The 15,192-nt window shown below is 66.2% G+C and carries 16 protein-coding genes and 1 pseudogene; 8 read left to right on the top strand and 9 right to left on the bottom strand.

Features of this window, described 5'->3' with window-relative positions; translation table 11 throughout:
* Positions 1–939, bottom strand: a complete 939-nt coding sequence (locus JZ791_RS15150; protein WP_216895282.1) for a hypothetical protein — start codon at positions 937–939, stop codon at positions 1–3.
* A 372-nt stretch (positions 940–1,311) separates the two neighbouring features.
* Here JZ791_RS15150 and JZ791_RS15145 point away from each other — a divergent pair, with 372 nt between their 5' ends.
* The 7 genes and pseudogenes from JZ791_RS15145 to JZ791_RS15120 all read left to right on the top strand — a co-directional run bounded on the left by JZ791_RS15145 (position 1,312) and on the right by JZ791_RS15120 (position 6,453).
* Complete coding sequence (locus tag JZ791_RS15145; protein WP_254205751.1) at positions 1,312–2,940, top strand: purine-cytosine permease family protein; 1,629 nt, start codon at positions 1,312–1,314, stop codon at positions 2,938–2,940.
* On the top strand, positions 2,940–3,557 hold the full coding sequence (locus JZ791_RS15140; RefSeq protein WP_216895280.1) for a cysteine hydrolase family protein: 618 nt from the start codon (positions 2,940–2,942) through the stop codon (positions 3,555–3,557). Before JZ791_RS15145 ends, JZ791_RS15140 begins: the two co-directional genes overlap by 1 nt.
* A 74-nt stretch (positions 3,558–3,631) precedes the next feature.
* Positions 3,632–4,372 (top strand): GntR family transcriptional regulator, encoded by a 741-nt coding sequence (locus JZ791_RS15135; RefSeq protein WP_254205750.1) that lies wholly within the window; start codon positions 3,632–3,634, stop codon positions 4,370–4,372.
* Positions 4,369–5,790: an amidase gene (locus JZ791_RS15130; RefSeq protein ID WP_216895278.1), complete on the top strand. Its 1,422-nt coding sequence runs from the start codon at positions 4,369–4,371 to the stop codon at positions 5,788–5,790. Before JZ791_RS15135 ends, JZ791_RS15130 begins: the two co-directional genes overlap by 4 nt.
* On the top strand, positions 5,787–5,981 hold the full coding sequence (locus JZ791_RS15125) for a hypothetical protein (protein WP_216895276.1): 195 nt from the start codon (positions 5,787–5,789) through the stop codon (positions 5,979–5,981). The genes JZ791_RS15130 and JZ791_RS15125 overlap by 4 nt, the downstream gene beginning before the upstream one ends.
* 52 nt (positions 5,982–6,033) lie before the next feature.
* Positions 6,034–6,096, top strand: a pseudogene (locus JZ791_RS46810) (TetR family transcriptional regulator); the annotation flags it as partial.
* Positions 6,097–6,453, top strand: coding sequence for a hypothetical protein (locus JZ791_RS15120; protein WP_254205749.1), 357 nt, complete (start codon positions 6,097–6,099; stop codon positions 6,451–6,453).
* A 9-nt stretch (positions 6,454–6,462) separates the two neighbouring features.
* Here the strand turns inward: JZ791_RS15120 and JZ791_RS15115 are convergent, their stop codons facing one another.
* Positions 6,463–8,427: a hypothetical protein gene (locus tag JZ791_RS15115; protein ID WP_308162935.1), complete on the bottom strand. Its 1,965-nt coding sequence runs from the start codon at positions 8,425–8,427 to the stop codon at positions 6,463–6,465.
* Between the two features lie 68 nt (positions 8,428–8,495).
* Positions 8,496–9,536, bottom strand: coding sequence for an ATP-grasp domain-containing protein (locus JZ791_RS15110; protein ID WP_254205748.1), 1,041 nt, complete (start codon positions 9,534–9,536; stop codon positions 8,496–8,498).
* Between the two features lie 594 nt (positions 9,537–10,130).
* Here JZ791_RS15110 and JZ791_RS15105 point away from each other — a divergent pair.
* Positions 10,131–10,619 carry a GNAT family N-acetyltransferase gene (locus JZ791_RS15105; protein ID WP_216895270.1) on the top strand — a complete coding sequence of 163 codons (489 nt, stop codon included), beginning with the start codon at positions 10,131–10,133 and terminating at the stop codon, positions 10,617–10,619.
* Here the strand turns inward: JZ791_RS15105 and JZ791_RS15100 are convergent.
* From JZ791_RS15100 to JZ791_RS15075, 6 genes are all read right to left on the bottom strand, one after another.
* A complete protein-coding gene (locus JZ791_RS15100) occupies positions 10,571–11,611 on the bottom strand; it encodes a LysR family transcriptional regulator (protein ID WP_216895268.1) in 1,041 nt (346 codons plus the stop codon). The genes JZ791_RS15105 and JZ791_RS15100 overlap by 49 nt on opposite strands.
* Positions 11,612–11,718: 107 nt before the next feature.
* A complete protein-coding gene (locus JZ791_RS15095; RefSeq protein WP_216895265.1) occupies positions 11,719–12,357 on the bottom strand; it encodes an HD domain-containing protein in 639 nt (212 codons plus the stop codon).
* A gap of 115 nt (positions 12,358–12,472) precedes the next feature.
* On the bottom strand, positions 12,473–13,207 hold the full coding sequence (locus tag JZ791_RS15090) for a class II glutamine amidotransferase (protein ID WP_254205747.1): 735 nt from the start codon (positions 13,205–13,207) through the stop codon (positions 12,473–12,475).
* Positions 13,208–13,262: 55 nt separating this feature from the next.
* Complete coding sequence (locus JZ791_RS15085; RefSeq protein WP_216895261.1) at positions 13,263–14,114, bottom strand: amino acid ABC transporter permease; 852 nt, start codon at positions 14,112–14,114, stop codon at positions 13,263–13,265.
* Positions 14,111–14,740 carry an amino acid ABC transporter permease gene (locus JZ791_RS15080; protein ID WP_216895259.1) on the bottom strand — a complete coding sequence of 210 codons (630 nt, stop codon included), beginning with the start codon at positions 14,738–14,740 and terminating at the stop codon, positions 14,111–14,113. The genes JZ791_RS15085 and JZ791_RS15080 overlap by 4 nt, the downstream gene beginning before the upstream one ends.
* A 149-nt stretch (positions 14,741–14,889) precedes the next feature.
* A partial coding sequence (locus tag JZ791_RS15075; RefSeq protein ID WP_216895257.1) for a type 2 periplasmic-binding domain-containing protein occupies positions 14,890–15,192 on the bottom strand: 303 nt, incomplete at its 5' end.

The following is a 15,192-nucleotide window of genomic DNA, read 5'->3' as shown; positions in this document are numbered from 1 at the left end:
TCAGGACAGGGCGACACGGCGCAGTACATCCACCCGGAATCCCATGTACTGCTCGCGCAATGCTTGATGACCGGTGTGCCACCCCGCGGTCGGCAGCAGCTCCAGCGCGGTATCGATCGCGTCCAGCGCGGCGCGGTGGTCACCGGTCATCGTGTATCCGAACGCCAGCCAGTACCGCATCGCGTGGTAGGCCGGATACAGCCCCACCGCCTCGTTCGCGTACCGCATCAGCATCTTGCCCTGCCCGGGGAACGGACGGCCGACACACAGCGCGTTCGTCACCAATTCCACCGTCGAGCGGCCGCGATCCGGCGCCGCCCACGCCTGGGCGAGCAGCTCGCAGCCCTGCTGGTACATGAACGCGCGGCTGCCCAGCGCGGCGAATCCGCGCAGTGCGAGGAAGATCGCCGACCCACGATGCGGCCCTGCGAGTTTCACCAAATCAGAGTCCAGGAAACGATACATGTCGTAGAAATTCCAGTTCGCCCGCAATCGGCCGGCATGGAACAGCGCGGTGAACGCCGCGCGGCTCTCCCCGTCCCGCTGCGCGCCGATCTCGGGCGCCGCCGCGGTGACCTCCTTCAGGGACTCCACCCGATCCCGGCACGCCAGCCCGAAACTCAGACCCCACCGGGCGGAAAGCTCGTCACGCATATGCCAGTCCACATGATCGGCGATCCAGGCGGCGCACTGCGCGGCGGTGCTCACCCGCGGGCTCTCGACCAGCGTCAGGCGCCAGAAACGTTCGGCCACAGTAAGTCTGGGGCCGAAGGAAGCCATGCTGGTGACCGAGAACTGCGGCTCCACCCCATGCTGCACGTACTCCCGCGCAATCACCTCACAGGTATAACCGTGCTCCAGCCCAGGACGATCGGTATCGATACGATCGATCCGCTCGATGAGCTCGTCATGATCCAGCACGCCGCTGTCCCACAGCATCGGCTTCCCTCCGTCTCACGTCAGCCACCGCAAAGATCACAGTAGACGTGTGGACCATGATGTGAAGCGGCAGCTCACCGGCCGCCGCACTGCCCATGAATCGCCGGCGGCGGACCACCGTCAGCTGAGTTTCGGGCTGCCGTCGAGCCCCGATGACGGTGTTTCGTTTCTCGCCGGTGGCGCAGCACCCGGTGAATTCGGCGGAATACATTTCGATTTCCGCATAACGGGAGTTCCGAGGCGTTCCGCGCCCGCCCGACCCGGCGTAACCAGGCGAAACGAAATCAGACACCCGGGCGAAATACGCCGCTGTCACCGTCGACCTCACCGTAGTGAAGGGATCGGCACATGGGCTTTACCGACAATCCGAAAATGGAGGACTATTCACTCCGATATACGCCGGCGGCGTTTCGCCGGTGGTCTCCCTGGATGGTGTTCCTGTCCTGTCTGGTCGGGATCTCCGCGATGGCGGGCTATGCGCTGGACGCGGCGTTCGTGGACGCGTTCGGATTCGCCAACGCGCTGATCGGTTTCGGCGTTGCCGCGCTGGCGACGTTGCCGCTGACGCTCGTCATCGCGTTCACCATCGCGCGCCGCCACGTCGACATCGATCTGCTCACGCGCGGTTCGGGTTTCGGCTATCTGGGCTCCACGGTGACCTCGCTGGTCTACGCCACGTACACGCTGATCTTCCTCGCCTACGAGGGCGCGATCATGGCGCAGGCGCTGACGGCCTTGACGCACTTGGACATTCACGCCTCCTACGTCGTGGTGTCGGCGGTGATGATTCCGCTGACGCTCTACGGCATGTCGTTCAGCGCCAAGTTCCAGGCGTGGACCTGGCCGCTGTGGATCGTGCTGATCGGGCTCGCGCTGGGCTCGGCGGCGACGGCGCCGCATGCCGGGCGCCATATGGTGCATCCGGCGAGTGTGGCGCCCGGCGGGGCCGTGGGGGTGACGGTGCTGGCGGTGTTCGCGATCGCCGCCGCGCAGTTGTCGCTGGCCGCTCAGGTCGGTGAGCAGGGCGACTACCTGCGGCTGATGCCCGATCCCGAGGACGGCAAGCGAGGCCGGTGGCGGCTGGCGGTGATCTTCGGCGGGCCCGGGTTCGCGCTGTTCGCCATGGGGATCTTCTTCGCCTCCACGCTGCTGGTCGGCTATGCCTCCACGACGCTGGACGCGAGCCGGGTCGGCGTGCCGGTGGACCTGTTCACCGCGGTGTATCAGCGTGTCACCGGCAATCACACGGCGGCGCTGATCCTGGCGGGCGCGCTGGTGCTGCTCTCCCAAATCAAGATCAACATCATGAACACCTATTCGGGTTCGCTGTCCTGGTCGAACTTCTTCTCCCGGGTGCTGCACCGCCATCCCGGGCGCGCCGCGTGGGTGTTCCTCCAAGTGGGGCTCGCGCTGGTGCTGATGGAGATCAACATCTTCGAGCACATCGTCCAGGTGCTGGCCTGGTACTCCAACATCGGCATCGCGTGGATCGCGGCCATGGTGTCGGATCTTGTGATCAACAAGCGATGGCTGAAACTCGCGCCGCCGCAACTGGTCTTCCATCGGGCGCATCTGTACAACGTCAATCCGGTCGGCTTCGGATCGATGATCATCGCCGGCGTCGTGTCGATGGTCGCCTACTATCGCGTCTTCGGCAGCACCGCGGCGGCGCTGTCCCCGTTCGTCGCGCTCGTCATCGCACTGGTCCTGCCGCCGGTGATCGCCTGGGCGACCCGGGGCCGCTGGTACGTCGCGCGGGTCTCCCAACTGCCGCAGGACGCGGGCGAACTGCCGTGCTCGGTGTGCGCGGGCAGTTACGACGTCGTCGACATGGCCACCTGCCCCTTCCACGGCGGCACCGTGTGCTCGCTGTGCTGCTCGACCGAGGGCGCCTGCAAGGACGCCTGCAAACCGAATGCCTGGCGGCCACCGAGGGGTTCGGTCGTGCTCGGCATGCCCGCCATACCCCGAACCGAACAACCCGAACTGGAGGTCGCGTGATGAAAGCGCTGCTGGTGATCGATATGCAGAACGGTTTCTGCCATCCCGAGGGCTCGCTGCCGCGGCTGGGCATGGGCCTGGCCGGGAACGATGCGGCGGTCGCTGCCGCCGCGACGGCCGTGGCGCATGCTCGCCGGATCGGCATGCCGGTGGTCTTCACACGGCACGTGTACCGGCCGGGCTATGCGGACCAGGGACCCTGGCTGGCCGAACGCACCCCGGACATCGCCGCCGCGGGAGGCCTGCGGGCCGGCAGCTGGGACGGCGACGTGCTCGACGAACTCGGTTGCGGGCCCGATGATCTCGTGGTCGACAAGGCCCGGCTCGATGCCTTCCAGTGGACCTCGCTGGATCCGCTGCTGCGCGGTATGGGCGTGACCGAACTGGTCGCGTGCGGTGTGGTGACCAACTTCTGTGTCGAGACCACCGTGCGGTCGGCGATCATGCGCGACCTGCCGGTCACGCTGCTGCACGACTGCTGCGCCGCCCAGACGCCCCGGTTGCACGAGATCGGGATCGAGGTCATGCGCGATTGCGGGTTCGCGGAGGTGATCGGGGTCGCGGAGTTCGCGGGGAGCGATACGGCCGCCGGGGTCCTACAGGAAGCACTTCTATGATCACGCTCACCCGTAACACCGGAGTCATCGGCGAGAGATCCATCAGCAACGCCGGATGCTTACCGTCCGAGGATATGAGGACTGCCCCGGGGCGGCAACGGGCCCACGAGGTGCGCCGGTTGCGCGATATTCTGCGTGCCACCGTGCGCGGCGGCCGGTATGCGCACGGCCAGCTGCCGAGCGAGGCCGAGCTGATGACCTCCTACCGGGCGTCGCGGGCCACCGTGCGGGCCGCGCTGGCGTTGCTGCGCACCGAGGGCCTGATCGAACGGACGCAAGGTGTCGGCACCCACGCCGTGCTCGAGCCGGTGACCACCCCGCTGCCCGAGGCGCACGGGGTGATCAAACCCACCCGCGACAGCATGTTCAACCACCGGATGCGGCCGCGCGAACTGGACAGGTCGGTGGTGCCCGCGCCGGGCGCGGTGGCCGAACGGCTGGAGATCGCGCCCGGGACGCCGTGTCTGCGACTGGAATACGTGGCGCTGCACAACGAGGAGCCCGTCGCGATCGCGACCAACTATGTGCGCTATCCCCAGGCCGGCGAGCTACGCGACACCCCGTTCGTCTCCGACTGGTACCAGCTGCTCGCGGACGCCGGTGTGGCACTGTCGGATTCGGAATTCATCATCGACTGCGAGCTGGCCGACGCGCCGCTGGCCGCGGCCTTGGGCATCAGCGAGGGCGCCCCGCTGATCTCGATGGAACAGATCATCTACGACCTCGACGGCAGGCCGTTCGACGTCGCCTTCATCCATACCCGCGGCGAGCGTTTCCGATTCGTCTCGCGCGGCAGCAGTAAGGGATTGTCATGACAGATATTTCGCTCACCCTCACCGACGCGGCCGAGGGGCTGCGCGCGGGCACCGTGACCTCCGTGGATCTCACCCGGGCCGCGATCGCCGCGGCCGATCAGCTGGACGACGCCGTGGGCTGCTATCTCGCTCGGTTCGACGAGTACGCGCTGGAGCGTGCCGCCGCCGCGGACGCGGAACTCGCCGCCGGGCGCGATCGTGGTCCGCTCCACGGAATTCCCTTCGGTGTCAAGGACATCATCGCCATGGCGGAGGGGCCGACGACCGCGCAGAGTCTCATCCTCGACCCCGCGTGGGGCGCGGGCAAGGACGCACCGGTGGTGGCGCGGCTGAAGGCCGCGGGTGCCGTGATCACCGGCAAGACGACCACGATGGAATTCGCCTGTGGCATGCCCGACGCCACGAAACCCTTTCCCGTGCCGCGCAATCCGTGGAATCCCGAGACCTGGCCCGGCGGATCGAGTTCGGGCACCGGGATCGGCGTCGCCTCCGGTATGTTCCTGGCCGGGCTCGGGACCGACACCGCGGGCAGCATCCGGATTCCCGCCGCGTTCTGCGGGGTGAGCGGGCTGATGCCGACGTTCGGCCGGGTGCCCAAATCGGGTTGTGTGCCTTTGGGATACAGCCTCGATCATATCGGCCCGCTGGCGCGCAGCGCGCGGGACTGCGCGGTCGTGCTGGAGGTGATCGCCGGTCTGCACGCCAGCGATCCGGACTGTGTGGACGCGCCGTTCGCCGTTCCGGAGTGGACCGAGGATCTCAGCGGCGTGCGGATCGGGGTGGTGCGTGAGGGGCACTTTCCCGAGCAGAGCGATCCGGCGCTGGCCGGTGCGTTCGATGCCGCGCTCGCGGTCCTGACCGGCGCCGGCGCCACCATCACCGAGGTGACGCTGCCGTACCGGCAGGAGATGATCACCGCCGACATGATCACCATGGGGTGTGAGGCGCTGGCCTATCACCGCACCGACCTGTCCACGCGCTGGGACGACTACTTCCTGGCCACCCGGGCGATGGTGGCGATCGGCGCGCAGGTCTCCGGCGCCGATTACGTTCAGGCCCAACGGGTCCGCCGGGTCGCGCAGGACGCCGTCGCGCGCCTCTTCGACACCGTCGACGTGATCGTCTGCCCGACCGCCGCCGTCGGCGCACCGACCTTCGAGTCGATCACTGGTCCCGGCGGCCAACCGGACATCGGCACGCTGTTCAGCCTGATCCACACCCCGTACTGGGATACGGTCGGCAACCCGGTCATGGCCGTGCCCATGGGATTCACCGCCGCCGGTCTGCCGCTGTCGCTCCAGCTGGCGGGTCCCGCCTTCGCCGAGGCCGAAATCCTGCGTGTCGCAGACGTTTTCCAGCAGTCCACCGAATGGCACCGACAAGCACCTCAACCCCTCACCCAAGGAGCGGCCGCATGAACGACGTAATGAAAACCCTGCTGGACCTCGCGAGCCTCCCCGCCTCCGACGCCGAAACAGCCGCCTACGCTTCCGGTTTCGCCATCCAGCGGGCCGCGGTGGACGCCCTCTACGCCGTTCCGGAGGCTCGCTACGCAGACCCCGCTCTCCGTTTCCAAGCCAGGGGACGGATCACCGACTGGGCACAGTAGTTCCGGCCGAACGAACCAACGCTCCCCGGACAGTCCGGGGAGCGTTGGTGAGGTCGCGGCACAGGCGGGGATCTCGCGGCCCACCCTGTACAAGGCGTATTCCTCGAAGGACGAGTTGCTGACAGCCTTCGGCGAGTTCGAAGTACAGCTGATTCGCGAGGGGCTCGGCCGGGCGATCGAGGGGCTTACGGGTCGTGAACGGGTGCAGGCCCTGTTGCGGTTTCTCGCGGACTTCTACCGCTCGTACGAGATGCGCGGGCTCGTCGAGATCGAACCCGGGCTGGTGCTCGAGCAGATGGGCCGGGCGCTACCGACGCTGGTCGAGCTGATGACGCCCGTGCTCGAGGGGCAGGTGCCCGATCCAGAGGTGGTGGCCATGACCCTGGTCAGGCTGTCGCTGTGCCACTACCTCGTTCCCGGCTACGACGAGCGTTTCCTGGATCAGCTTCGTGTCGCGACACATCTGCGGTGACGAAGGGGGCTACGCCGCCGACATCCGGTCCGCCCCCCAGCTGCGCCGCATGTAGCCGACGACCCGATCGAGTTCGTCGGCGGCGACCGCCGCCAGTTCACCGGATTCGAGGGGGTCGTGGTGGAAGATGTACAGGCGTGAGGCGAACTGCTCGAAGGGCAGCGACGCTTCACCGAATCGTTCACCGCGCCCGGCGGTGCCGACGACCACGCCGTCGCCCCAGTCCTGGCCGCTGTCGTTGTTGGGGTTGTAGAAGTAGACCCGCATTGTTCCTTCGGGGTCCAGACTGACTCGCAGCACGGTGATCGCGTGCCAGCCGACGAAGCGGGCAGCGCTGTCGGTGGCGGCGATACCGGCCGGTTGCGGGTGAATCAGCGGTTGGTTGCCGTTGTAGAGAGGGTGATAGCAGGCATAGAAGTGCCTGATGAACTCGTCGAGCCCGATCAGTTGCCCGGTCGCCACGTCGACGTTGATACGGAACCCCCGTCCGGACCACCAGCCGTGGAACTCGGGATTGACCCAGCGGTGCGGGTCGCCCTCGCGACCGATGCATCGTCGTCCCATCTCCGCGTAGATCCGGTCCAGGTGCGGGACAACGAGCATCGAGACCGGATCCAGATCGTTCGGCAGTGCGACGGCGACACCCGCGTCGAGGTCCCGGGACGAGATGCTCTGCCCCTCGAAATGCATGACGATCTCGTCGTCCCGTGCCGCCCAGGCCAGCGTCTGCAGGAGATAGTCGGGATCGTTGTACGCCCACATCGACAACGCCCGGGCCGACTGGCACGTCGGATTGTCCCCCTGACCGACGCCCAACGGCAGACCCAGCATCGAGAGCATGCCCGACAGCAGCCGGGTGTGCGGATCGGGGACCGGGCCGAACACCGCGGTCAACCGCTCCCGTGCGTGCTGCGACAGGTGAAGTGACAGTTGTCGCCACAGGGCGGGGGCAACCGGCGGCTGGTAGAGAATGCCGCGTTCCAGCATGAGCGCGAGCCCGTAGATGCCCTGCGCCGTCTCGACCTGCACGGCCGCATCGATCAGCGCGTGCACCAACTCGTGGTAGCACAGCAGGCAGTCACGTCCAGTGCTGGACAGGCCCATCGCCTCGGAGAGCAGGTAGTCGCTCTTGTCCGCGAGCAAGCGCAGCAGGACAGCGTGGTACGGCGAAACCAGGCCCGTATCGTGCATCGAGCGCGCGAATCCCGTTGCCTCGGACTGCAGTGCGCTGTCGTCCATCGATTCCAGCCGGCCCCGGTAGACATCGACGCCCGGATCCTCCCGGCAGGCCTCGGTGGTGCTGTAGAGGCTGCTGATGAGCCTGTCCGCACCCAGACCGCTGGCGCCGAGATCGATATCCGGATTGGTCCGGGCGACGGCGATCTGCGTGATCATCCGTTTGACCGAATCGACCTGGATGGGGCGCTGCCGCAGGATTCGCCAGATCTCGTCGACGAGGTTCTCGAGCACCTTCTCGTACCCGACCTCCTCGACGAGGTGGCCGAGTAGTTCGCGAGGCACGGTCGTCATCCTTCCCTGTTGTGCGCGCTGGGCTTCGGTCGGCGGTGAGAACAGCAGGGACAGGTTGATCGCCAGTACCTGCGTGAGGTGATTGCGGGCATGTTCGGCGGACACGTCCGGGTGCGTGTATTCGCCCTTGGCGACGGCCAGCAGGCGCAGGTCGCTCACCGTCTCCAGCACCATCGTGTCCACGTTGGGGCTGAGCAGGGAACCGGTGCTGAGCGCCGGAACGAGGATTTGCGGAGTTGCCCAGTCCGTACCGAGGAACAGACCGGCGGCGTCCAATCGGGCCGCTCGTGTCCGGACTGCCGCGCACCCCCCGGGGAGTACCAGCAACCGCCGCAGTGCACTGAAGACCCTGGCCAGCTTGAGTTGCTTGCCGAAATCGCTGGTATTCGCGAGAGACTCGATCGCGTCATCCAGCCCAGCAAGGCGTTTGTCCAGAGTTGTCACGTCTCCACCGGTGGGCTTCAATCCAATTCCCTCTCCCGCGCTGTCACCGCCGGAATTATCCAATCGTACTAGACGTAGAAGTCCAGCTCCTCCTGCCGTTTCAGCAAGTCCCGCAGAGTGTACGGGTCCTCACCGTAGAAGTACAGAAGTCCCCAGTGGGTTCCGAAGGCCGTCCGTTTGGTGACTTTTTCCACCATGGGTGCATTGAGTTCGTGCGATTCGAAGTAGTCATGGTCTTCCGTCTCGGCCGGTATGCTCAGCTGACTAACCACTCGCCGCCGCGGATAAACCCCGAAGCTGCCCGCGTGTCCCTTGGCGTCCACGACCTCCTTCGGGAAGAACGCGTCGATCTCCTCCTGGGTCGCCTTCGGGTCGAATGCCAGAACCAGTCCGTGATAGGCATTGAATCCGTAGGCCCGCTCCAGGAGTTCGAACACGTTGAACCCCGGTGGACGGTAGGCGACCTCACCGAAGTACATCTCACCGTCGCTGGTGACGAAATACTCGGGATGGACGAATCCGAATTCGATGTCGAACGTCTTTATCAGCTTTTCGATCTGCCTGGTGATCTCCGGCCGGTACTTCTCGAGTTCCGGCGTGGCGGGTACGAATACCGAATATCCGAGCGTCACGTACTCCGAGATGTTCAAGAAGCAGATCTTGCCGTTGTGTACCCAGGCCTCGACCGCGAACTCCCAGCCGTCCAGATGCGATTCCATCAGGACTGGGAACTCTTCGTCGGGTATCGAATCGATGTCGTCGGGGGTGCGGATCACCCGATGCCCGAGGCATCCGGCCTTGTCGAAGGCCTTGACGTGGATCGGATCGTTGGGGTCGCCGTCGAGCTTGAGCAGGGTCTGGTTGACCCGCTTCAGGAAGCGGATGACGTCTTCACGTTCGTGCGCCTCCTCGAAGATGCCCACTCGGATACCGCCGAGCTGCGCGCGACGTTTCATCAAGGATTTGTCGCGTAACAGCATCGCCTGGCCGAGCAGCCGGGGATTGCCGAGCAGCACCGAGTTGATCGCGCCTGCCCATTCGACGGTTTCCTCGAAGATCGGGATGGCGACGTCGACGCCCATCTCGTGCAGGGTCGTCGCAATCTCCATCGAACGATCGTTCAGACGCTCGAAATTCCACGAGATGTAGGGTATGTTGTGTTCTGCGCAGTAATCTTCCGCCCACTCGGGAGCCACGACGATATAGCGCCGGTCGAAACGGTCCACCGCTTCTATCGCGTTCAGGCTCCAGCCCAGTAGTGCAATATAACCTTTGTCCGGGTCTCGATTCTTCGATTCATTTGCTGAAATCGACAAATCTGCTCCCCTCCCATTTCTGGTCTCGGCTTCCGATCTCGAGTGCGGCTGGACAGCGGCGACCCGCGGGTGCGTGAGCATCCGCGAACGCCGTCATATCAATCGATAGCTGCGATGGTAACCGCCCTTCAGTAAACTCGTCCGCGCAGTCAGCAGTCATCGACCCGACACGAAATACGGCACATATGTCGTGATATATGGCCGGACCTCGCTGTCTCGGTCATTTATCGGTGATACCCGTATCGAGTCATTTCAAACACGTTACGATCATGGTGCCGAAGCGGTTCCGGGTTGTGGGTAGGGCGCGGAGCCTCATCGTGTCGAAGCTGAAATCATTGCGAGCCAAAGTCTTTCAGCTCGTTGCGGCTGGAAGTAGCATGAATATTCATGGGGCAGAAGGAAAGTCGACCGACGCTGCGGGTCGTCGATGTGGAGTGGGATCATCCGGATGCGATCCTGCTGCGTGGTGAGATGGACGCGGAGCTCGCTCCTCGCTACCGGGACGTCGAGATCGGCGATGGCGGACAGGCGCTTTCGGTGGATCCCCACACGGTTGTCGTGACCTATCTGGTTTACGAGCCGGATGCAGGGCCGCCGATCGGTCACGCGGCGCTGCGGGTCGGCAGCGTCGGGCTGGAGGTCAAGCGTATGTTCGTGCGCCCGGGTCATCGGGGTCGAGGCGTGGCCGGCAGTCTGCTGTCGGCGCTCGAGGCGGCGGCCAGGCAACGGCACGAGGCGAGGGTGATCCTGCAAACCGGGGAAAGGCAGCCCGAGGCGATCGGCCTCTACGAGCGAGCGGGGTACCGCCGCATTCCGATTTTCCCGCCCTATGAGGTGGTTCCTTTGTCCATCTGTTTCGAGAAACGGCTCGGTTGAATTTCCGCCGGCGATATTCGGTCGGCGGCCGTCGTCACGGCCGGTTCGCGGGCGGTGGGTGTTTCGTCCGGCAAGCCGGCCGAGGGCCAATGGCCCGCACGGACTTCCGCGCGCACCAGGCGGGTGAGTTGCTGGGCGACGACCTCGGAGGCCAGGGGTATGCGGCCCGGTCGCGGCACGCCGAGGACCAGCATTCGCCGGATCTCGGGCTCGCACAGCGGGGCGGCGCTGACCAGCCCTGCGGCTACCTCGGCGGCGATGCCGACGGCGGGCAGGATGGTCCAGCCGTGACCGGCGAGCATCAAACGCATCTGCTGGCGCATCGAATTGGTTTGGACGCTGATCTGGAAGGCGACTCCCCGGCGCCGGGCCGCGGCGTCGATGAGCACTCGCAGACCGTGCCCGGGTGTGGGCATCACCACCCGGTGGGCGGCGAACTCCCGCAGTGGCACCGGGCGGTCGGCGCGCAGGCCGGCGTCGGGGGGAGCGACCGCCCAGAGTTGTTCGCGGGCCAGGGGGGTCACGTTCAGCGAAGGCGTTCCGGTGAGGTTGTAGAGCAGGCTCAGGTCCACGTCGCCGTCGTCCAGCCAGCGTTGCAGATGTCCGGAATATCCCGTGACGATCCGCAATTCGATGCCCGGATGGCTCCGAACCATCGCGTCGACCAGGGCGTCGGTGAGCAGGTCGGCGGTGCTCTCCAGCAGTCCGACGCTGACGATGCCGCGCACCGCCTGCGGATCGGGCCGGATCTCGGCCTGGGCGCGTTCGAGTTCTCGCAGTGCGCGCGCTGCTCGTTCGGCCATCGTCGCCCCGGCCTCGGTGGGACGCATGCCGTATCGGGTGCGCTCGAACAACTCCACGCCGAGCTCGGTTTCCAGCGTGCGGATCTGGCGGGTCACCGCCGGTTGCACCAGGTGCAGCAGTTCCGCCGCGCGGGTCACGCTGCCGACCTCGGCGACCGTCACCAGTGCCTTGAGTTGTTTGAAGTCCATCACGCGCCTCCTGGCCATGCGATCCGAGCATGCTGATATCACAAGTCGTCATTTCATGCATGGCGTTATCAGATTCGATGATGGTAGCGCGGCGCCGGCCGTGCGCGTCACTCCGGCCAGGCGTTGCCCCGGATGACCTCGACGAAATCCTTGCGCTGGAACGTCGGATCGAAATGCGCCAGCACGTCGTCGTTCATCGTCCCGAAGGTGGTGTCGGGTCGGTCCGCCATGCCGTCGTAGAAGGCCCGCAGGATACGGTTCTTGAAATCCGGGCGCGGGTGGGCGGCAACGACTTCGGCACGCCGGCCGGCGGTGATCTCGTCCAGGTCCAGTCCGAGCACGTCGGTTTCCACACCCAGGGTCACCACGGCTACCTCCGGCGGAAGATGCAGTGGCACTTCGGGAGTGGTGTGCAGGGCGATGGCCAGCCAGACGTTCCGGGCGTCGGACTCCGAACGCCCGTGGCGCAGCAGGAATGAACGTGCGGCCTCGGCGCCGTCGAGTTCGAAGCGGCGGTCCTTACTGGCGTACTTCGCGGTCAGGCCCAGATCGTGGAACATCCCGCCCACATAGGCGAGTTCCGGGTCGACGTCCAGCCCGCGCGCGGCGGCTTTCAGTGAGCCCCACAGGAATACCCGGCGGGAATGGTTGAACAGCGTCTCGTCGGCCGCCTCGCGGACGAGCGCGGTCGCCTCCCGGACCAGATCGGTCTCCGGAATGCTCACTCCGGCAATGATTTCGGTCATGATGTGCTCCCTCTCCGTGGAATCGACTGACTCCAGTCTTGTCCTCGGGGCCGCTCCAGCACACTGCGGAGAACGACAACCATCCCACAGATCCGGACATGACCGTCCAGGGGGATCAGTGTATGGAAACGCGCAGGTCACCGCGCCGTATTTGCAGGACCCGGCCGTATGGGAGCAGTTGCCACCCATCCGTGGGGATTCCCTGGGACGCGACCATCGCCGCCGACGGTCCGACGCGGTAGTGCATGCGGAAGAATTGCGGGCCGCGGCGGCGACTCACCTCGGACTCCGGATCTTCCTCGGCGTACGCGTACAGCGCGTCCTCGGTCAGCAGCAGGCAGTTGAGGCTGCCGAAGGAGGCCCGGGCCCGGATGTCGGCCGCTGTCCGGGCGATGGCGTCCACCGGATCCCGGTCCTGGCCGCGCAGCCGGGTGAGCACCCGCAGGAAGTACCGCTCCGAATCGGTGTCGCCGACCGCCCCGGCGAGGATCTCCGGATCGATCAGGTCGTCCAGCGCCTCTCTGGGGGAGAAGAAGCCGTTGTGCGCAAAGGCCAAGGCGCCCATCGTGAATGGGTGTGTATTGCGCAACTCGACCGGTAGGCCGGGGGACGCCATGCGTATGTGCAGCAGGGCGGCGTCGCTGGGCGCGGCCAGCGCGGCGCGGTAGGCGAGGCTGGCGTGCGCGGGCTCGACGCCCCGGCTGACGACGGGCTCACCGCCGTGCCAGGCGGCGACGCCCCAGCCGTCGGCGTGCTCGCGAGACTGTGCGGTGAACGGCTCGAGCACATCGGAGAGGGTGTCGGTCAGCGGGCTGGGGGCTCGTGTGACCACGCCGAGTAGACGACACATGGCGGGGAGGACCTTTCCGAGCGGCAGATACAGGGATGCGGTGTCAGGGGAGCGATCAGATGCGGCGTTCGAGCCGGTCGGCGACGTTCCCCAGGCCGACGTTGACCACGACGAAGACTGCTGCGGCGACGAGGTAGGCGGACAGGACGGTGTGGTTGTATTCGCCGAGCACCTGGGCTCGGTGGAGTAGTTCGAGGTAGCTGACGACATAGCCGAGAGTGGAGTCCTTCAGCAGTCGCACGAGCTGGCTGACCAGTGCGGGGACCAGGCGTCGAATCGCCTGGGGGAGAACGACATAGCGCATCGACTGCCAGTGCGACAGGCCCAGGCTCGCCGCGGCTTCGCCCTGTCCGCGATCCAGTGCCGCCACGCCGGCGCGGACGAGTTCGGCGACCACGGCGGCGTTGGTCAGCGCGATGGGGACCACGAGCTGCCAGAACGGCGAGAGGGTCAGGCCGAGGCGGGGCAGGCCGAACAAGAACAGGTACAGCAGCAACAGCAGCGGCAACGCGCGGAACAGTTCGGTGTAGCCGCGGGCGAGGAATCGGGGTATTCGACTGCGGCCCAGTCGCATCAGGGCCAGGGCGGCGCCGAAGGGGAAGGCCAGCGCCGCGGCGACAACGGTGACCAGCAGGGTGCTTTCCGCGCCGCCGAGCAGATAGTTGTCAATCGGCCACAGTGTGTAGGAGCGCCACTGGCTGGCGTCGAGCTGGCCGTGTGCGGCGAACTGGCGTATCACGAAGGCGGCCAGTGCGGCGAGCGCCAGGAGTGAGAGCGCGGTGGCGATACGGATCCGGCGGCGGGCGCGCGGTCCGGGCAGGTCGAACAGAATATCTTGGGGGCGTGCGGGAGTCGCGCGAGCCTTGCCGCCGGGTCGTGGTCGTTGGTCGGTCGTGATGGTCGTCATCGCAGGATCGCCACCTTTCGTTCGACGCGCCCGGCGACCAGTCCCGCGGTGAGCGTGATCGCCACGTAGATCGCCGTGACCACCGCGAAGGCGGTCAGCGGCTGACCGCCGAGATTGGCCTGTTGCTGGTACCAGAAAGTGAGTTCGGTGACGCCCGCCGCGGCGGCCAGGGCGGTGCTGAGCGCCGAGCCGATGAAGATGTTGGCCAGGGGTTGGACCATGGATCGCAGCGCCTGGGGGAGTACCACCCGCGTGAGGGATTGGCCGAAAGTCAGGCCCAGGGCGCGGGCGGCTTCGATCTGGCCGCGCGGGACGGTACGCACGCCGCTGCGTACCACCTCGCAGATGAACGCGGCCCAGTAGAGGGCCATGGCGAGTGCGGCGTTGTAGAACAGGGGGATGAGCAGGCCCACGTTGGGCAGGCCGAAGGTGAACAGCACCAGCAGGACCAGCAGTGGCACGTTGCGGAAGATCGTGACGTAGGCGGTGGCCGCGGCGCGTAGTGGTGGTACCGGGCTGATCCGGAAGACCGCCAGCACGATGCCCAGTGCCAGCGCGCCGATATAGGTCAGCACGATCAGGCCGAGTGTGCGCTCGAGCGCCGAACCCAGGGCCGTCCAGCTCATTTGGGCACCTCTGTCATATTCCAACTCCTACTTCGTAAGCACCGCAGTGCTGTTGGTCGTCTCGTATCCGGCCGGCCCGGCGCACCCTTGCCGGAATCCCCTCATGAATTCCGGCAGGGACAGCACGAATCCCATTGCGAGATGGCGGATCAACTACCCGAGGCCGAACCGATGGCGGGTGGCGCGGGTGCGGCGCCCTGGAGCGTGGCGCCGACGGTGGCCTGCCAGAGCTCGGTCCACTCGCCGTCGGTTTCGATCTTCTTCAGCCAGTTGTCTACGAAGGTCTTCATTTCCGGGTGGTCGAGTGGGACGCCGATGCCGTAGAGCTCGGTGGTGAACGGCTGGCCGACTACTTTGACCTTGTCGGGTTCGCGGTATACATCGCCCAGTAGTAGTGCTTGGTCCAGGACGTAGGCGTCGGCGCGGCCCTGTTCGACGGCTTGGACGCATTC

The sequence above is a fragment of the Nocardia alni genome (genome assembly GCF_019038435.1).
GTDB classification, from domain to species: domain Bacteria; phylum Actinomycetota; class Actinomycetes; order Mycobacteriales; family Mycobacteriaceae; genus Nocardia; species Nocardia alni.
This window is presented reverse-complemented; position numbering and strand designations above follow the sequence as displayed.